Origin of the sequence: Streptosporangium sp. NPDC020145 (assembly GCF_040631275.1) — a bacterium.
Taxonomy (GTDB): domain Bacteria; phylum Actinomycetota; class Actinomycetes; order Streptosporangiales; family Streptosporangiaceae; genus Streptosporangium.
In genome coordinates this window covers 259,695-277,859 of the sequence record NZ_JBEXZT010000003.1, presented here as the reverse complement: position 1 = coordinate 277,859, position 18,165 = coordinate 259,695, and the positions used below count along the sequence as shown (strand labels likewise).

The following is an 18,165-nucleotide window of genomic DNA, read 5'->3' as shown; positions in this document are numbered from 1 at the left end:
GAGGGTCAGTCCTCGCCGAGGGGGAAGGCGGGAGCCCGGCGGCGCCGTACGACGGCGGAGAGCTGGTCCCCGGTGAGCGTCCTCGGCTCGCCGAGGGCCCTGGCCCGCACGTAGACCTCGCAGAGCCATTCGAGCAGCCTGGCCGCCTCGAAGGCCTGCGGGAGGTCGTCGCCGAGGGTCACCCCGCCGTGGTTGGCCAGCAGTACCGCCTGCCGGTCGCCGAGGGCGGTCATGACGTTCCCGGCCAGCTCGGCGGTGCCGTACGTGGCGTAGTCCGCCACCTTGACCACGCCACCGAGCAGTGTCGTGTTGTAGTGAACCGGAGGCAGCTCGGTCATGACCGCCGAGACCACGGTGGCGAAGGTCGAGTGGGTGTGCACCACGGCCGTCGTCCCCGTCGCCGCGTAGATCGCCAGGTGCATGGGGGTCTCGGAGGAGGGCGACAGGTCTCCCTCGACGAGGTCGCCCCCGACGCCGACGACCGGGCAGGCCTCGGGTTCGAGCCGGTCCAGGGCCAGACCGCCCGGGGTCACCGCGACCAGGTCGCCGAGACGGACGCTGAGATTGCCCGACGTCCCGAGAACGAGCCCGGTCTCCACGATCCGGCGACCGTGTTCACACAGCAGCCGACGCTGCTCCGCCAGCAACATGCCCCAAAAGTAGGGTCTTGCGGCGGTATGCGGCAAACCGTCATTATCTGGTCTAGACCGGCTCTTCCCAAAGGGTTGCTTCAGGACCTAGATTCTTTACCCACACGCATGTCGCGAGTCAATGGCGATGTGCGAAGTATCGGGTACTGTGTGCAAATCTGCCAAGGTCAGGATTGCTTTGCTGTCTCGTTGCTACCGGATTTGTCGCAGAGACATCACGGCTCGGTCTAGACCGGCTGCGAACCCTTGACGCTGTAGTCCGGGGCTACGTACCTTCAGGCAAACGTTTAGGAAACTTTCCTAATTGATCCCCCGCCCAGGAGGGTTACAATGTCCTACTCGGCCGGTACGCCCGGAGATATCACCCGGCGGCAGATGCTCCGCCGGATCGGCCTGACCGCCCTCGTCGCAGGCCCCGCCGCAGGACTGCTCAGCGCGTGCGCGACCGGGGGCAGCAACGCTCCCGCCGCCACCACCTCCGCGGCCCCCTCCTCGGGCGGTGCGGTCTCCCCGGCCAACCCGTTCGGTGTCGCCGCCAACGCCCCCCTCGAAGTCGTCATCTTCAAGGGCGGTCTCGGCGACAGCTACGCCACCGACGTCCACGAGCCGATGTACAAGAAGGCCTTCCCGCAGGCCACCGTCAAGCACGTCGCCACCCAGCAGATCGCGCAGACCCTGCAGCCGCGCTTCGCCAGCGGCGAGGTGCCCGACGTCATCGCCAACTCCGGCACCGACCTCATGGACACCGGCGCCCTGCAGCAGGAGGGCCAGCTCCTGGACCTCACCGAGCTGTGGGACGCCCCCTCGATGGACGACCCCGCCAAGAAGGTGCGCGACACCGTCGCCCCGGGCACCATCGAGTCGGGTCTCATCGACAACAAGCCGTTCCTGATGAACTACGTGTTCTCGGCCTACGGCCTGTGGTACGACTCGGCCCTGTTCGAGAAGAACGGCTGGACCGCGCCGAAGACCTTCGACGAGTTCAAGGCCCTCTGCGAGAAGATCAAGGCCGCGGGCATCACCCCGTTCGCCTACGCGGGCAAGAACGCCTCCTACTACGCGTACTGGATGATCCTCATCTCCGCCGCGAAGATCGAGGGCAACCAGGTCCTGATCGACATCGACAACCTTGAGGACGGCGTCTGGAAGCGCGACTCGGTCAAGCAGGCCGCCGCCGCCTGGGCCGAGATCGGCAAGTACATGGACAAGTCCTTCGAGGGCCTGATCCACACCGAGGTGCAGACCCGCCAGAACCAGGGCAAGGTCGCCCTCTACCCGTCGGGCTCCTGGCTGGAGAACGAGCAGAAGAGCCAGACCCCCGAGGGGTTCAAGTACGCCCTGACGCCCACCCCCAGCGTCACCGCCGCGGACAAGATGCCCTTCGAGGCCATCCGCGCCGCCGCCGGCGAGGCCTACATCGTCCCCGCCAAGGCCAAGAACCCCAAGGGCGGCCTTGAGTACCTGCGCATCATGCTCTCCAAGGAGGGCGCGCGCGGCTTCACCGAGAAGTCCGGCAACATCACCGTCGTGACCGGTGCCGCCGACGGCCTGGACCTGTCGCCCGGTAACGCGAGCCTCAGCGCCGCGCAGACCGCCGCGGGCCAGAACATCGTCACCTTCAGCGCCTTCGAGAACTGGTACAAGGAGCTGGAGACCGAGCTGCGCAAGCAGACCAACGCCCTCATGTTCGGTCGTATCTCCGCCGACGAGTTCTGCGACAAGATGCAGAAGGCCGCCGACAAGTCGAAGTCCGACTCTTCGATCACCAAGCAGAAGCGGACGGTGTAGTCCCCCATGCGGCATGGCAGGTACCGGTTCATCTTCGGCTTTCTCGCCGCGCCGGTGATCCTCTACGTGGTCTTCGTGATCAGCCCGTACCTACAGGCTTTCTACATCTCGTTGACCAACTGGAAGGGCATCTCGGCGAACCCTCAGTTCATCGGCCTGGAGAACTACACCCGGCTGCTGGACGACGAGGTCTTCTGGGCCGCGGTGCGTCACCATGGTGTTCTGTTGCTTGTCATGCCGCTGGTCACCATTGTGATCGCCCTGTTCTTCTCCTTCCTGCTCAACCTGAGCGGAGGGCAGCGGGGGGGCAAGATGAGCGGGATCTGGGGTTCGAAGGTCTATCGTGTGATCTTCTTCCTGCCCCAGGTCCTGGCGGTGGCCATCGTCGGTGTGCTCTTCCAGGCGATCTACCGTCCCGACGAGAGCGGTGTCCTCAACGGCCTGCTCGATCTGGTCGGCATCGACCCGGTCGGCTGGCTGATCGCCCCCGACCTGGCGCTGTGGTCGATCATCGGCGTGATGGTCTGGCAGGCGGTCGGCTTCTACGTGGTGCTGTTCTCCGCGGGAATGTCCTCCATCCCCAAGGACGTCTTCGAGGCCGCCGAGCTTGACGGCGCGAACCGCGCCACCCTCTTCTTCAAGATCACGCTCCCGCTGCTGTGGGACACCATGCAGGTCGCCTGGGTCTATCTGGGCATCGCGGCCTTCGACGCCTTCGCCCTGGTACAGGTGCTCTCGGTCGACCGGGGTGGTCCGGACAACTCGACCACGGTCCTGCCGCTGGAGATCTGGCGGACCGCGTTCAACTTCTCCAAGTTCGGCTACGCGTCGGCGATGGGCGTGGTGCTCTTCTTCATGACCATCACCTTCGCCGCGCTCACCCTGCGCGTGACCAGGCGCGAGAGGATCGAGTTCTGATGGTTTCCAAGCCCGCCTCCCATGGCAGGCCGAGGCGCAGGCGCAACCCCCTCGGGGCCTTCGGCGCGCTGTCCCACGTGGCGCTGCTCGTCTGGGCGATCCTGATCATCGGCCCGATCCTGTGGACGTTCCTGGGGTCCTTCAAGACCAACGCCGAGATCTTCGGCGACCCCATCACGCTTCCCTCGTCCTACCACTGGGACGCCTGGGGAAGGGCCTTCCAGAAAGCCCACATCGGCCAGTACATGCTCAACACCGTCTTCGTGGTGACCTGCAGCACGGCGCTGACCATGCTGCTCGGCTCGATGGCGGCCTACGTGCTGGCGCGTTACAGCTTCCCCGGCAACCGGGCGATCTACTTCCTGTTCGTCTCGGGCATGACCTTCCCGGTCTTCCTCGCGCTGGTGCCGCTGTTCTTCGTGGTGCGCCAGCTCGGACTGATCGACACCCACTTCGGGGTGATCCTGGTCTACGTCGCCTACTCGCTGCCCTTCACGGTGTTCTTCCTGTCGGCGTTCTTCAAGACGCTGCCCACCTCGGTGGCCGAGGCGGCGATGATGGACGGCTGTTCGCACACCAGGACGTTCTTCCAGATCATGGTGCCGATGGCCAAGCCCGGCCTGATCAGCATCACGATCTTCAACATCCTGGGCCAGTGGAACCAGTACCTCCTGCCGATCGTGTTGCTTTCCGGCAACGTCGAGGACAAGTGGCTGATCACCCAGGGCGTGGCGAACATCTCGACGAACGCGGGCTACGAGGCCGACTGGCCGGGCCTGTTCGCCGCGCTGAGCATGGCGATCATCCCCGTCATGATCGTTTACATCATCTTCCAGCGGCAGATCCAGTCGGGTCTGACCTCGGGCGCCGTCAAGTAACGAACAACAGGCGTGTCCCGCGGACCTCTCCGCGGGACACGCCTTCGGCGTTCTCCCGGCGCGCCGAAGCGCCGTGCGGGCTTGGCGCCGTGACGACCGGCGTGATCTCCTGGACCGATGGACCTGCTTGACGACTCCGCGATCGACCGGAGACTGGCCGACCTGCCCGGCTGGCGGCGCGAGGGTGACGAGATCCGCCGGACGATCACCGCGAAGGACTTCCCCTCGGCCATCCGCATCGTGGACGAGGTCGCCGTGGAGGCCGAGCGGATGAACCACCATCCCGACATCGACATCCGCTGGCGCACTCTCCACCTGGCGCTGTCCACCCACGACGCGGGCGGCCTGACCGACCTGGACCTCACCCTCGCCGCCCGGATCGACGAGATCGCCACGCCGTACAGCTGAGCCGCGGGGGGCGCGGGATGTCGGGCCGCGAGGGCCGCGCCGTCCCCGCGGCGGCTCATGACGGGGCGGCGGAGGCCATCCGTTCCTGCTCCGTGAGAAGCTCGTCCAGCGCCTCGGCGTCGTCCGCGTGGACGGTCATGGAGAGGTTCGCGTCCAGCTGGACCCTGGAAAGGGCCCTGGTCAGCCGGGTCGCGTACCACCGGCCGGTGTCGCTGCGCCAGATGGACCACGTTCCGGCGTAGCGTCCGAGGACGCGCTCGACGTCCGTCTCTTTCACGGGTTCTTCCACAGAGGACCGCACTCTGTCACCACCTTCGTGCTTGCCTGTCGCATCCCATGATGGGTTCGCGTCAGGTGGGCCGGTAGTGAGAGGCGCTCTCCGGGAGACTGAGAGGCGCTTTCCTGCGAGCGGCTCTCAGGGCGTCTCGGGGATGCGGGACATCATCCGCTCCATGCCGTTGACCCAGTTGTCCCGCAGGGCCGTGGCGGCCCCTTCGAGGTCGCCGGCGATCAGGCACTCGGCGATCCGGCAGTGCTCCTCGGCGGCGCGTTCCATCGGGGTGCTCTCCCCGGCGACCAGGTGTGAGTAGCGGCGCATCCCCGCCTTGACGCTGGTGATCAGGTCGAGCAGCCGCTCGTTGCCGCAGCCGCCGAGCAGCAGGTCGTGCCACTCGTCGTCGTGCCGTTCGATGTCCTGCTGTTCGGCGACGTCGTCGGAGAACCCCTGGGCGAGCCTGAGCAGTTCGGGGGCGGTCCGTCCGAGGTAGGCGGGGTCGGAGCTGTCCAGCGCCAGCGCCTCAAGGGCCGCCACGATGGCGCACAGCTCGCGGAACTCCTTACGGCTCACCGGGGCGAACCGAAAACCCCTGCCCTGGTTGCTCTCCAGCACGCCCTCGCCGGCGAGCGTGATCAGCGCCTCGCGCAGCGGCGTACGGCTGACGCCCAGTTCGGCGGCCAGCGCGGCCTCGTTGATGTCCGTTCCGGCCGCGAAGTCCCCTCGGTCGAGCCTGAGCATGAGCTCGTCGCGGATCTGTTCGCGGAGGGGGCGCCGCTCGATCGGCATGGCTCTCCTCGGGATTGATCTTGACCGAAACCTACCACTTGACGCAGTACAAAATACTGCACTATGAATTCTGCATACAAAATAGTACATGGCACAGATTGGAGTTTCGGGTGGGCCTGACCAGGGTTTCCGGTCTGCTGTTCGGCGGGGACTACAACCCCGAACAGTGGCCGGAGCACGTCTGGGACGAGGACGTCCGGCTGATGGCCGAGGCGGGGGTGAACATGGCGACCGTCGCGGTCTTCTCCTGGTCACGCTTGGAACCCCGCCCCGGCGAGTACGACTTCGGCTGGCTCGACCGCGTCATGGACCTGCTCCACGCCAACGGCGTCGCCGCCGACCTGGCCACCGCGACCGCGACCCCGCCGCCCTGGCTGGTCCGCGAGTACCCGCAGGTGCTCCCCGTGGACGCCACCGGCACCCGCCTCGACTTCGGCTCCCGGCAGAGCTACTGCCCGAGCTCCCCGGTCTTCCGCACCGCGACCGTACGGCTGGCCCGCGCCATGGCCGAACGCTACGGCGACCACCCGGCGCTGGCCATGTGGCACATCAGCAACGAGTACGCCGACCACACGCTCGAATGCTTCTGTGAGGAGTCGGCCAGGCACTTCCGCCGCTGGCTGCGCGAACGCCACGGATCGGTCGACGGCCTCAACGCCGCCTGGGGCACCTCCTGCTGGGGGCAGCACTACACCGCGTTCGACCAGGTCAACCCGCCCAGGAAGGCGCCGGGGCCGGTCAACCCCGCGCAACTGCTCGACTGGCGCCGCTTCTGCTCCGACGCGCTGCTCGAATGCTTCGAACTGGAGCGGGAGGTGCTGCGGGAGGTCACCCCGGAGATCCCGGTGACCACCAACTTCATGAGCGTCCTGCACGGCCTGGACTACTGGAAGTGGGCCGGGGCCGAGGACGTCGTCAGCGACGACGCCTACCCCGACCCCGCCGACCCCACCTCGCACGTGACCGTCGCGCTCAGCTACGACCTCATGCGCTCGCTGCGGCGGCAGCCGTGGATCCTGCTCGAACAGGCCGCGAGCGCGGTGAGCTGGCGCGAGGTCAACGCGCCCAAGCCGCCGGGGATGATGCGCCTGCACAGCCTGCAGGCCGTGGCGCACGGCGCCGACGGCGCCATGTTCTTCCAGTGGCGGCAGGCGAAGTACGGGCCGGAGAAGTTCCACTCGGCGCTGCTGCCGCACGGCGGCGTCGCCTCCCGGGGCTGGCGGGACACCCTCGCCCTCGGCGCCGACCTCAAACGGCTCGCCGAGGTCGCCGGAACCCCGACCACGGCGCACGTCGCCCTGGTCCTCGGCTGGGACAGCTGGTGGGGTCTTGAGGCGCCGGAGTCGATGCCGTCCAACCGGCTCAGGCTCAAGGAACTCCTGCAGGCGTGGTACGGACCGCTGCACGCCGCGGGCGTCGCGGTCGACCTGGTCCCGCCGCTGGGCGACCTGTCCGGCTACCGCGTGGTGATCGCCCCCAACCTCTACATGTGCACCGGGGAACAGGCCGCCTGGCTCGAAGCCTTCCCCGGCCACCTCGTCGTCGGCCCGTTCAGCGGCGTCGTCGACTCCGACGACCAGGTCCACGAGGGCGGCGCCCCCGGCCCGTTGCGCGCCCTGCTCGGTGTGACGGTCGACGAGTTCTGGCCGCTGCCCGAGGGAACGGTCCAACCCCTGCGGCTGGCCGGGCGGGTCGTACCGGCGCGGACCTGGGCCGAGTGGCTGCGCGTCGAGGACGCCTCCGGGGACGCCTCCGGGGGCACCGAGGTGCTCGCCCGCTACGAGGGCGGCGACCTGGACGGACAGGCCGCGATCACCAGGCGCGGCAACGCCGTCTACCTCGGTTGCCTGCCTGAAGACGTCACCCCGGTCCTGACGGAGGTCCTGGCCGCCGCGGGAGTCGAGCCGGTGGCCGTGGTGCCGGAGGGCGTCGAGGCCACCCGCAGAGGCGACCACCTCTTCCTGCTCAACCACACGACAGACCCGGTGAAGGTGGACCTCGCCGAGCCGGGAACCGACCTGCTCACCGGCCGTGACCTCGCGGGCCCGATCGAGATCCCGGGCCGCGACGCCGTCGTGCTGCGCCTGGCGAACTCCGGCGCCCGCCGTACGGACACGGAGAGCCCGCTGACGAACGAAGGAGCACGGTGACACACCCCTACATCCCGAACGCCGAGCCCGGCGTACGGGCCGAGATGCTCGCCGCCGTCGGCGCCGCGAGCGTCGAGGACCTATACGCGGACATCCCGGAGGGGCTGCGCCTGCGCAGGCCGCTCGACCTGCCCGCGCCGCTGGCCTCGGAACAGGAGCTGGTCGCCCACATGCGCGCCCTGCTGGCGCGCAACGTCGACACCACCCAGGTGCTCAGCTTCCTGGGGCACGGCTGCTACCCGCACCACGTGCCGGCCGTCTGCGACGAGGTCAACGGCAGGAGCGAGTTCCTCACCGCCTACGCGGGCGAGCCGTACGAGGACCACGGGCGTTTCCAGGCGATCTTCGAGTACGTCAGCATGATGGCCGAGCTGCTGGAGATGGACGTCGTCAACGTCCCCACCTACGACGGCCACCAGGCGGCCGGGACCGCGATCAGGATGGCGGCCCGCTACACGGGTCGGTCCAGGGCGCTGGTCAGCGGAGCCGTCTCCGCCGACAGGATGAGCAAGCTGCGCGACTTCCTCGGCCACGACATCGACCTGGTCGTCGCCCCCGTCGGGCCGGACGGTGAGATCGGCGAGGTCGAGATCGACGAGACCTACGCCGCGATCTACCTGGAGACCCCCAACGTCTACGGCGTCGTGGAGACCAGGGGCCGGGAGCTGGCCGACCTCGCGCACGCGGCGGGCGCCCTCCTGGTCGTCTCCGCCGACCCGATCTCGCTGGGCGTGCTCGCCCCGCCCGCCTCCTACGGCGCCGACATCGCCTGCGGCGACATCCAGTCGCTCGGCATGCACCAGAACTACGGCGGCGGCCAGGCGGGATACATCGCGACCCGCGACGAGGAGCGCCTGGTCGCGGAGTTCCCCTCGCGCCTGTTCGGCATCGCGCCGACCACGGTCCCCGGCGAGTACGGCTTCGGCGACGTCTTCTACGACCGGACCTCCTTCGCCCTGCGCGAGGAGGGCAAGGAGTGGGTGGGCACCGCGGCCGCCCTGTGGGGCATCACCGCGGGCGTCTACCTCGCGCTGATGGGCCCGCAGGGCATGCGCGAGATCGGCGAGACCATCCTGGCCCGCACCCGCTACGCCATGGACCGCCTGGCGGAGGCCGGGGCCACGGTGCCGCACTCCGGCTCCGTGCACTTCCGCGAGTTCACGATCGAGGTGCCGTCCTGCGACGCGCTCCTGGCCGTGCTCCGGGAGCACGGCATCCTCGGCGGCGTCCGTCTGGACGACCGCACGCTGCTGGTCTGCGTGACCGAACTGCACTCGAAGGACGACATCGACCGGCTGGCGGCAGCCGTACGGGAGGGGCTGGCATGAGTGGGCACGCGGGAGAGCCGTTCGCCGAGCTGCCGGTCGCGCCGAAGCCGCCGCTGCGCCGCTTCCACCAGGCCCGCTGGGACGAGCCGATCATCTTCGAGCAGTCACGGCCGGGACGCAGGGGCGTGGCCGTACCGGCCGCCGGGGTGCCCGCGGTCGAGCTGCCCGCCTCGGTACGGCGCGCCGAGCCGCCGAGGCTGCCGGAGATGTCGCAGCTGCACGTGCTGCGGCACTACGTCAGGCTCTCCCAGGAGAACCTGGGCGTCGACCAGGCCATCGCCGTGGGCCAGGGGACCTGCACGATGAAGTACAGCCCCAAGGTCAACGACCGGTTCGTCAACGACCCCAGGATCGCCGAGCTGCACCCCCTCCAGCCGGAGGACACCGTGCAGGGCGTCCTGGAGATCTACTGGCGCCTCGAACGGATGCTCGCCGAGATCTCCGGCATGCACCGGGTCTCGCTCCAGCCCGCCTCAGGGTCGGCCGCGATCTACGCCAACGTCGCGATGATCCGCGCCTACCACGCCTCCCGGGGCGAGGCGGAACAGCGCGACCAGGTCATCACCACGATGTTCTCCCACCCGTCGAACGCCGCCTGCGCCAAGGCCGCCGGGTACGAGGTCATCACGCTGCTGCCCGACGAGAACGGCTACCCGGACATCGAGGCGCTGCGCGCCGCCGCCGGGCCCAGGACCGCGGCCCTGCTGATCACCAACCCCGAGGACACGGGCATCTTCAACCCGCGTATCGAGGAGTTCGTCAGGATCGTGCACGAGGCCGGTGGCCTGGCCTGCTACGACCAGGCCAACGCCAACGGGCTGCTGGGCGTCACCCGCGCGGCCGACGCCGGGTTCGACCTGTGCCACTTCAACCTGCACAAGACCTTCTCGACCCCGCACGCCTGCGGTGGCCCGGCGGCGGGGGCCAGCTGCGTCTCCGAGGCGCTGGCGCCCTTCCTGCCGTCCCCGACCGTCGAGTTCGACGGCGAGGGCTACCGTCTCGACGACGACCGGCCGCTGTCCGTCGGCAAGATGCGGCCCTTCCTGGGAGTCACCCCCAACGTGGTGCGCGCCTACGCCTGGATCATGGCGCTGGGCGCCGACGGGCTGCGCGAGGTCGCCGAGACCGCGGTGCTCAACAACAACTACCTCATGCGCAAGGTGCTGGACATTCCCGGCGCGGGCGCTCACTGGGACAGGAACCGCCTCGAACAGGTCCGCTACTCCTGGCAGGGGCTGTTCGAGGAGACGGGCGTGCACTCGGAGGAGATCGGCGTGCGCGCCGCCGACTTCGGCGTGCACTACTGGACCAGCCACCACCCCTTCCTGGTCCCTGAGCCCTTCACCCTCGAACCCACCGAGTCCTACTCCAAGGAGGACCTCGACGAGTACGCCGCGATCCTCGCCCACGTCGCCGACGAGGCCCGCCGCGACCCGGAGTTCGTCAAGGGAGCCCCCTACAACCAGACGATCCACAAGATCGACCCCGCCTCGCTCGACGACCCCAAGCAGTGGTCGCCGACCTGGCGCGCCTACACCCGCAAGCATCTGACATGACGTCCGTACGGCCCGGCGCCCCCGGCTTCACGGTCGGCCTGCTCGTCAACCCGGTCGCCGGGATCGGCGGCCCGGCCGGGCTCAAGGGCAGCGACGGCGAGCGGGCCCAGCGGCTCGCGCTGGCCAGGGGCTCCTCCCCGAAGGCGGGGGAGCGGGCGGCGCAGGCCGTACGGGCGCTGCTGGCCAGGCGGCCCGGCACGCCGATCCTGACCGTCGCGGGGCCGATGGGGGAGGACAGCGCGCGGGCCGCGGGAGCCGACCCCCGGCTGGTGCCGTTCGTTCCCGGCGCCCCCTCCGGGGGCCGGGACACCACGGCGGCCGTCGAGGCCATGCGGGAGGCGGTCGACCTGCTGCTGTTCGCCGGAGGAGACGGCACCGCGCGGGACGTGCTCGACGGGGCGCCGTCGTGCCCGGTGCTGGGCGTCCCGGCCGGGGTGAAGGTCTACTCCGGCTGCTTCGCCCTCAGCCCGGCCACCGCGGGGGCCATGGCCGCCGAGTTCGCCGACGCCCGCGAAACGGCCGAGGCCGAGGTCGTCGACCTCGACGAGGACGCCTACCGGCGGGGCGAGGTCGGCCCCAGGCTGTACGGGGCCCTGCGCGTGCCCGCGGCCAGGGAACGCCTGTCCGGCCGCAAGCTGGGATCGGCCGCCTCCCCGGGCACGACGGAGGCCGTCGCGGCCGAGGTCGTCGCCCGCATGCGGCCCGGCGTCCGCTACGTCCTGGGCCCCGGCGCCACCACCATGGCCGTCGGCGGGCGGCTCGGCCTGGCCACCACCCTGCTGGGCGTGGACGTGGTCCAGGACGGCGCGCTGGTCGCCGCCGACGTGACAGAAGGGCAGCTCCTCGACCTCGTGGACGGGCGGGAGACCCACGCCGTCGTCTCGGTGATCGGGGGGCAGGGATTCGTGCTCGGCCGGGGAAACCAGCAGATCAGCCCGGCCGTACTGAGAAAGGTCATGGCCTCCGGCGGGCTCGTCGTCCTGGCGACCCAGCGCAAGCTCGCCGGGCTCGGCGGACGACCGCTGCTGGCCGACACCGGAGACCCCGCGACGGACGCCCTCGTCGAGGGCTACGTCCCCGTCATCACCGGGCACCGCGAGAGCGCGCTGTACCGGATTCGATCCGCCACCGAGGAGTTCCGATGACCATCATGACCAACACGCTGAGCGGCAAGGTCGCCATCGTCACCGGCGGCGCGTCCGGCATCGGCGCGGCCACCGCGCTGCTGTTCGGCCGCCAGGGCGCGGCCGTCGTCGTGGCCGACATCGACGGCCAGGGCGCGGAGCGGGTCGCGCGCGAGATCGAGGCCGCGGGTGGCAGGGCCGTCGCCGTCGAGACGGACGTGGCCGCCGAGGCCGACTGCGAGCGGGCCGTACGGACCGCCGTCGAGACCTTCGGCGGGCTGCACGTGGTGTTCAACAACGCCGGGATCATCCGCCGCGCCACCGCGCTCGAACTGACCGCCGACGAGTGGGACCGCGTCATGGCGGTCAACGTCCGCTCGGTCTTCCTCATGTGCAAGCACGCCATCCCCGCGATGAGGGACGGCGGCTCGATCGTCAACACCGGCTCGGGCTGGGGCCTCAAGGGCGGCGGCGACGCTCTGTCCTACTGCGCCTCCAAGGCCGCCGTGGTCAACATGACCCGCGCCCTGGCCATCGACCACGCCAAGGCCGGAATCCGCGTCAACTCCGTCAACCCCGGCGACACCGACACCCCGATGCTCCGTGAGGAGGCCAGGCAGCTGTCCGAGGACTGGACGGCCTTCGCCGCCGACGCCGCCGACCGCCCGATGGGCCGCGCGGGAACCCCCGACGAGATCGCCCAGGCCGTCCTGTTCCTGGCGAGCGACGCCGCCAGCTACGTCACCGGCGCGGCGCTGGTCGTCGACGGTGGCGGCCTCGCGTGACCTTCCGCAGGTCCCTTCGCGAGGCCTGATCGCCCACAAAGCCTGATTTTTCGTGAGAAAAGCACCCCCACCCCCCGCAAGGAAAGCTCCAGGAGGCACACCGTGTCCTTTTCCCCGTCCAAGAAGTTCCTGGCCGCGGCGGCCCTCGTCGCGACCGCCGCGACCGCGGCGTGCAGCGGCAGCGGCGGCGGTGGCGGTGGTGGCGGCGAGGCCGCGACCGGCGGCGCCGCGGAGGGAGGGAAGGTCACCATCAGATGGTCGACCTGGGGCTCGGCCGAGGACGTCGCCCTCTTCAAGGGCTTCAACGACGACTTCATGAAGCGCCACCCGAACATCGTGCTGAAGATGGAGACCGTCCCCAAGTACGAGGACTACCACCCCAAGCTGCTGACCCAGCTCACCTCGAAGACCGCCCCCGACGTCTTCTTCGTCGGCGACGACAACGTGGGCAAGTTCGTCGCCGCCGGGGTGCTCGCCCCGCTCAACGACAAGCTCGCCGGCCCCGACAGCAAGAGCAAGCCGGAGGACTTCTTCGAGGGCATCTACGGCGGCGCCAGGAAGGACGGCCAGATCTACGGCGTCCCCAACGACACCAACCCCGAGGTCCTCTGGTACGGCAAGAAGGCCCTCAAGGACGCCGGCATCACCGAGGACCCCGCCGAGCTCAACGCCGCGGGCAAGTGGACCATGGCCAAGTACCTGGAGATGAACGCCAAGCTCAAGGCGGCGGGCAAGGCCGGGTCCATCTTCTGGAACTGGTACGGCTCCACCTACAGCGTCATCGGCGGCTTCGGCGGCAAGGTCTGGGACGGCGGGAAGTTCGTCGCCACCACCGACCCCAAGTCCCGCCAGGCCCTGGAGACCCTCGCCAAGGGCTACGCCGACAAGACCTTCCTTTCGGCCGACGTGCTGCCCGCGAGCAACGGCGCCAGCACCCAGTTCCTCAAGGGGACCGCGGGCTTCTACGCGGGCGGACGCTGGATGATCGACTCCCTGCGCAAGGGCGGTGACCTGCCCAACTACGACATCGTGCCGTTCCCGTCCGAGACGGGCCAGCCGATGCCCGGCGCGGTCGCCGCCTCCTACCTGTCGCTGAACAAGGACTCCGCCAACCCCAAGGAGGCCTTCACCTTCCTGAGCGAGTTCGTCAGCAAGGAGGGCCAGCTCCTGCGGCTCAAGGGCGGCGGCGCCGTACCTTCCGTGAAGGGGGCCGAGCAGGTCGTGCTCGAAGGCGACTACCCCGCGCACGCCCAGACCTTCCTCGACGTCCGCGACACCGGCTTCGCCAACTACCCGGAGGAGGTGGCGATCCCCGGCCTCACCAAGGACATCAACGACCACCTGCTGAAGGTCTGGACGGGCAAGGTCCCCTTCGAGCAGGGCATGACCGAGCTGCAGGCACTCGTCGACGGCAAGATCGGCTAGCGGTGGCAGGCGTCGTCACCGAGACGCGCCCCACCGCGAAACCCGGCTCCGCGCGCGCGGCGGCGCGCGTGCGGAGCCGGGACGGCTGGTGGGCCGCGTTCTTCCTCGCCCCGCAGGTCGTCGGCCTGCTCGTCTTCCTGGTCCTTCCCCTCGGCTTCGCCGTCGTGCTCGCCTTCATGAAGTGGGACGGGCTCGGCGAGAAGTCCTGGGTCGGCTTCGACAACTTCGCCGCGCAGCTGTCCGACCCCGCCTTCGGCACGGCCGTCTGGAACACCGTCGAACTCGCCTTCCTGACCGTCCCGTTCGGTCTCGGCCTCGCGCTGCTCATCGCCGTCGCGCTCAACCACGTCAGGGGCAAGACCCTCTACCGGGTCGTCTACTTCATGCCGGTCGTCACCAGCTCGGTGGCGGTCGCGGTGATGTGGCAGATCATCCTGGCCGGAGGCGACTACGGCGTGCTGAACAGGACCGTCCAGGACTGGTTCGGGATCACGCCGCCCGACTGGCTCGAAGACCCGAACTGGGTGATCGTCGCCATCGCGGTCGTGACCATCTGGTCCTCACTCGGCCTCAACGTCGTGATCTTCCTGGCCGGGCTGCAGACCATCCCGCCCTCGCTGAACGAGGCCGCCCGCATCGACGGGGCAGGGCCGATCAGGGTCTTCCGCTCGGTGACCCTGCCCATGATCTCCCCGACCCTCTTCTTCTCGACCGTGGTCGCGGTGATCAGCTCCTTCCAGGCGTTCGACCAGATCTACGTGCTGGTCGACCCCGACCACAACGACGGCGCCCGCACGATCGTCTACCAGGTCTACGACCTGGGCTTCAAACGGTTCGAGTTCGGGATGAGCAGCGCCGCCGCGCTGATCCTGCTCGCGCTGACGCTGCTGGTCACCCTCGTCCAGTTCGGAGTGCAACGGCGCTTCGTCCACTACGACTCGTGAAAGGGGGACGTCCATGTCCGTGATCCCCACGGGTGTCTCCCTGCCCCGCCGCCTGGGCGGGATCGCCCTGCACGTCGCACTCGCCGTCGGCGGGCTCGTCATGCTGTTCCCGTTCGTCTGGATGCTGCTGACGTCGTTCAAGGGCACGCACCAGATGCTCAACTCGCCCCTGGACTGGCTGCCCAACCCCTGGCGGGCGCAGAACTACCCCGACGCCTTCGGCGCGCTGCCCTTCGCCCAGGCCTACTGGAACAGCTTCTACATCGCGGTCCTCAACGTGGCGCTGACCCTGCTGACCTCGGCGATGGCCGCCTACGCCTTCGCCAGGATCCGCTTCAGGGGCTCGGGGCTGCTGTTCGGACTCTTCCTGGCGACCCAGATGGTGCCGGCGCAGGTGACGATCGTGCCGCTGTACCTGATGCTCTCCAAGCTCGGCTGGATCGACTCCCACCTGGCGCTGATCGTGCCCGGCTACGTCAACCCGTTCGCGGTCTTCCTGCTGCGCCAGTTCATCAGGGCGGTCCCGATCGAGCTTGAGGAGGCCGCCCGTCTCGACGGGGCGGGCCGCTGGACGATCTTCTGGCGGATCGTGCTGCCCAACGTCAGGCCCGGCATGGGCGCGCTCGGCATCATCGTCTTCCTCGCGAGCTGGAACAGCTTCTTCTTCCCGCTCATCTTCCTGAACTCGCCCGAGCTGGCCACCGTCCCGCTGCTGGTCAGCCAGTTCGCCGGACAGCACGGCGCGACCGAGTACGGGCTCACCCTCGCCGCCTCGGCCATCTCGGTCGTCCCGATGATGATCGCCTTCCTGATCGGCCAGCGGCGCATCCTCAACAGCATGGCCATGTCCGGCCTGGGAGGACGCTGATGACGTTCGAGCTACGCGACCTGGGGCGGACCCCCTTCACCGACCGGGGCTCCCGGCTGCTGGTGATGCCCGCCGACGACGGCTCCCTGTGGATCGCCCGCGCCGAGTACGAGACCCGGCTGGCGGACACGACCGTGCTGACCGGTCTGCGGCTGTTCTCCGGCGCCGTCGAACTGCCCGTACGGGGGGCCCACGCCGACCGTCTCACCTTCGAGGGTGGCGTCGAGCTGGTGTTCGCCGACGCGGAGACGCTGGTGCTGACCGGCTCCGGCGCACGGGCCGTCTGGGACGGCGGCGGGGGAGCGGTCGAGGGGACGCTGGTCCTGACCGGAGCCTCCACCCTCGACGGCCCCACCCTGCTCGAACGGGCCGCGTCACGGTGGCGGGAGTGGTTCGGGCGGATGCCCGCCGTACCCGATGACCTGCGGGAACGGGCCGAACAGGCGTGGTGGACGCTCGGGGTGAACCTGCTGCCCATCGCTCAGGCGCGGGGCAGGCTGGGCGTCGTCCCCTCCAAGTTCGGCTACGTCGGCGTCTGGAACTGGGACGCCTGCTTCCACGCGGTCGGCCTGCGCCACGGCGCCCCCGAACTGGCCCGTGACCAGATCCGCATCCTGCTCGGTCACCAGCGCCCCGACGGGCTCGTCCCCGACGTGGTGCACGACCTGGGCGTGCTCGCCGAGACCACCGACCTGCCCCGCTCCGACCACGCCCGCCTGGCCCAGCACGTCGGTACGGCGGTCGGCGGGCCGGAGCCGGGTGAGGCCGGGCAGCCGATCGGCGGCGTCGTGCCGGTCACCAAGCCACCGCTGCTTGCCTGGGCCGTCTGGAAGATCCACGAGGTGGCGCCTGACCCGGGCTTCCTCGCCGAGGTCTACGAGCCGATCGCCCGCTCCCACGAGTGGTGGCTGACCGTCTCCGACCCCGACGGGGACGGGCTGGCCGAGTATCTCCACCCCTACTCGTCCGGCCTGGACGACAGCCCGATCTGGGACCACGGCCCCAGGGCCGAGCCCCCCGACCTCAACTCCTACCTCGCCCTGCAGGCGGACCGGCTCGGCGACATCGCCGAGGCGCTCGGCCGTACGGCGGAGGCGGCCGGGTGGCGGGAGCGGGCCGCCGGGCACGTCGAACTGCTCGTCGCCAGGCGCTGGAACGGCGAGCGCTTCACCACCCTGGCCAAGACCTCCCGGGAGGTCGAGGTGGCCTGCCGTACCCCGCTTGAGCTGATGCCGCTGTTCACCGGCCGCCTGCCCGAGGCGATCGCGGAGAGGCTCCTCGCCGACCTGCTCTCGCCGAGCTTCTGGGCCGAACGCCCGGTGCCGACGGTCGCCTTCGACGACCCGGACTTCGACCCCGACGCGATGTGGCGCGGGCCGGTGTGGCTCAACGTCAACCACCTGCTCGTCGAGGGGCTGCGCCGCTCCGGCTTCGCCGAGGCCGCCGACGAGCTGGCCGTGCGGACGCTGCGGATGGTGAACGACGGCGGCGGCCTGTACGAGTACTGGAATCCCCTCACCGGCGGCCGGGCCTGCCGGGCCACCCAGGGGTTCGGCTGGTCCAGCGCCCTCTTCCTCGACCTGGCCACCACCCACGGCACCTCGGCGACGTGAAGGCCGCGGCTACTCCGGCAGGACGCCGGTCAGGAGGTCGTCGAGTCCGGCCTGGACGCCGTCGAGGGTGAGGTCCCGCCGGTAGGCGAGCAGGTTCGCGGCCAGCGGGGCGAGCAGGGCGTCGGCCAGGAAGGACGGGTCGCGGTCGGGCCGGGCGTCGGCGATCAGGATCGCCAGGTGGCGGTGGTAGGCGTGGTAGGCCCCGCCGAAGCGGGCGAACGGTCCGGTGGTCTCCGCCACGAGCAGCAGGTCGAGCTGGTCGACCGTACGGCGGGCCAGCGCGTGCAGGAAGGCGCGGATCCGTTCGGCGGCGGGCGCGCCGGGACCGAGCGGGGGCGGGCCGCTCAGATAGGTCGTCTGGAACTCCCGCTCCCGCCGGTCGATGAGCGCGTGGGCGAGGCCGGACCTGTCGCCGAAGCGGCGGTAGAGCGTGCCGACGCCGACACCCGCCGCGGCGGCCACGTCCGCCATCGCCAGTGCCTCGACGCCCCGGGTCGCCACGATCTCCTCCGCGGCGGCGAGGATCTTCGCACGGTTGCGCGCCGCGTCCGCGCGCCTGTCGCCCGGCCGGTCACCCGTGACCGGCCCGCCCACGGCCGAGCCGCCCGCGGACGGGGTGTCCGCGGTTGAAGCGTCCGCGGCCGGGGGATCCCCGGCTGGGGGGTCC

17 protein-coding genes are annotated in these 18,165 nt (G+C 69.9%); 13 read left to right on the top strand and 4 right to left on the bottom strand.

The window, feature by feature from the left end; genetic code table 11:
* Nucleotides 1-5: 5 nt before the first annotated feature.
* Nucleotides 6-650 (bottom strand): class II aldolase/adducin family protein, encoded by a 645-nt coding sequence (locus tag ABZ463_RS06755; RefSeq protein WP_352010489.1) that lies wholly within the window; start codon nucleotides 648-650, stop codon nucleotides 6-8.
* 330 nt (nucleotides 651-980) lie between these two features.
* On the opposite strand from ABZ463_RS06755, the gene ngcE reads away from it, so the two are divergent.
* The 4 genes from ngcE to ABZ463_RS06735 all read left to right on the top strand — a co-directional run bounded on the left by ngcE (nucleotide 981) and on the right by ABZ463_RS06735 (nucleotide 4,642).
* Nucleotides 981-2,438, top strand: coding sequence for an N-acetylglucosamine/diacetylchitobiose ABC transporter substrate-binding protein (gene ngcE, locus ABZ463_RS06750; RefSeq protein ID WP_352010490.1), 1,458 nt, complete (start codon nucleotides 981-983; stop codon nucleotides 2,436-2,438).
* 6 nt (nucleotides 2,439-2,444) lie between these two features.
* Nucleotides 2,445-3,356, top strand: a complete 912-nt coding sequence (locus ABZ463_RS06745) for a sugar ABC transporter permease (RefSeq protein WP_362773780.1) — start codon at nucleotides 2,445-2,447, stop codon at nucleotides 3,354-3,356.
* A complete protein-coding gene (locus ABZ463_RS06740; protein ID WP_362773777.1) occupies nucleotides 3,356-4,234 on the top strand; it encodes a carbohydrate ABC transporter permease in 879 nt (292 codons plus the stop codon). The genes ABZ463_RS06745 and ABZ463_RS06740 overlap by 1 nt, the downstream gene beginning before the upstream one ends.
* A gap of 117 nt (nucleotides 4,235-4,351) precedes the next feature.
* Complete coding sequence (locus tag ABZ463_RS06735; RefSeq protein ID WP_352010493.1) at nucleotides 4,352-4,642, top strand: 4a-hydroxytetrahydrobiopterin dehydratase; 291 nt, start codon at nucleotides 4,352-4,354, stop codon at nucleotides 4,640-4,642.
* Between the two features lie 55 nt (nucleotides 4,643-4,697).
* On the opposite strand, the gene ABZ463_RS06730 is transcribed toward ABZ463_RS06735, so the two are convergent.
* Nucleotides 4,698-4,919 (bottom strand): hypothetical protein, encoded by a 222-nt coding sequence (locus ABZ463_RS06730; RefSeq protein ID WP_352010494.1) that lies wholly within the window; start codon nucleotides 4,917-4,919, stop codon nucleotides 4,698-4,700.
* 138 nt (nucleotides 4,920-5,057) lie between these two features.
* Entirely contained in the window at nucleotides 5,058-5,705 is a 648-nt protein-coding gene (locus tag ABZ463_RS06725; RefSeq protein WP_352010495.1) for a GntR family transcriptional regulator, read from the bottom strand.
* Nucleotides 5,706-5,815: 110 nt separating this feature from the next.
* On the opposite strand from ABZ463_RS06725, the gene ABZ463_RS06720 reads away from it, so the two are divergent.
* The 9 genes from ABZ463_RS06720 (at nucleotide 5,816) to ABZ463_RS06680 (ending at nucleotide 17,498) form a co-directional block, all read left to right on the top strand.
* Nucleotides 5,816-7,855, top strand: a complete 2,040-nt coding sequence (locus ABZ463_RS06720; protein ID WP_362773772.1) for a beta-galactosidase — start codon at nucleotides 5,816-5,818, stop codon at nucleotides 7,853-7,855.
* Nucleotides 7,852-9,183: an aminomethyl-transferring glycine dehydrogenase subunit GcvPA gene (gene gcvPA, locus ABZ463_RS06715; RefSeq protein WP_362773769.1), complete on the top strand. Its 1,332-nt coding sequence runs from the start codon at nucleotides 7,852-7,854 to the stop codon at nucleotides 9,181-9,183. Before ABZ463_RS06720 ends, gcvPA begins: the two co-directional genes overlap by 4 nt.
* Nucleotides 9,180-10,739, top strand: a complete 1,560-nt coding sequence (gene gcvPB / locus ABZ463_RS06710) for an aminomethyl-transferring glycine dehydrogenase subunit GcvPB (protein ID WP_362773766.1) — start codon at nucleotides 9,180-9,182, stop codon at nucleotides 10,737-10,739. The genes gcvPA and gcvPB overlap by 4 nt, the downstream gene beginning before the upstream one ends.
* Entirely contained in the window at nucleotides 10,736-11,884 is a 1,149-nt protein-coding gene (locus ABZ463_RS06705) for an ATP-NAD kinase family protein (protein WP_362773763.1), read from the top strand. The genes gcvPB and ABZ463_RS06705 overlap by 4 nt, the downstream gene beginning before the upstream one ends.
* Complete coding sequence (locus tag ABZ463_RS06700) at nucleotides 11,881-12,648, top strand: SDR family NAD(P)-dependent oxidoreductase (RefSeq protein WP_362773760.1); 768 nt, start codon at nucleotides 11,881-11,883, stop codon at nucleotides 12,646-12,648. Before ABZ463_RS06705 ends, ABZ463_RS06700 begins: the two co-directional genes overlap by 4 nt.
* A gap of 102 nt (nucleotides 12,649-12,750) precedes the next feature.
* The gene (locus tag ABZ463_RS06695) at nucleotides 12,751-14,073 is read left to right on the top strand and encodes a sugar ABC transporter substrate-binding protein (RefSeq protein WP_362773757.1); all 1,323 of its coding nucleotides are present in this window, start codon (nucleotides 12,751-12,753) and stop codon (nucleotides 14,071-14,073) included.
* 2 nt (nucleotides 14,074-14,075) lie between these two features.
* Nucleotides 14,076-15,017, top strand: a complete 942-nt coding sequence (locus ABZ463_RS06690; protein ID WP_362773754.1) for a sugar ABC transporter permease — start codon at nucleotides 14,076-14,078, stop codon at nucleotides 15,015-15,017.
* 13 nt (nucleotides 15,018-15,030) lie between these two features.
* Nucleotides 15,031-15,885 (top strand): carbohydrate ABC transporter permease, encoded by an 855-nt coding sequence (locus ABZ463_RS06685; protein WP_352010503.1) that lies wholly within the window; start codon nucleotides 15,031-15,033, stop codon nucleotides 15,883-15,885.
* Nucleotides 15,885-17,498 (top strand): trehalase family glycosidase, encoded by a 1,614-nt coding sequence (locus ABZ463_RS06680; protein ID WP_352010504.1) that lies wholly within the window; start codon nucleotides 15,885-15,887, stop codon nucleotides 17,496-17,498. The genes ABZ463_RS06685 and ABZ463_RS06680 overlap by 1 nt, the downstream gene beginning before the upstream one ends.
* Before the next feature lie 9 nt (nucleotides 17,499-17,507).
* Here ABZ463_RS06680 and ABZ463_RS06675 read toward each other — a convergent pair whose 3' ends face one another.
* The gene (locus tag ABZ463_RS06675; RefSeq protein WP_362773749.1) at nucleotides 17,508-18,092 is read right to left on the bottom strand and encodes a TetR family transcriptional regulator; all 585 of its coding nucleotides are present in this window, start codon (nucleotides 18,090-18,092) and stop codon (nucleotides 17,508-17,510) included.
* Nucleotides 18,093-18,165: the final 73 nt, after the last annotated feature.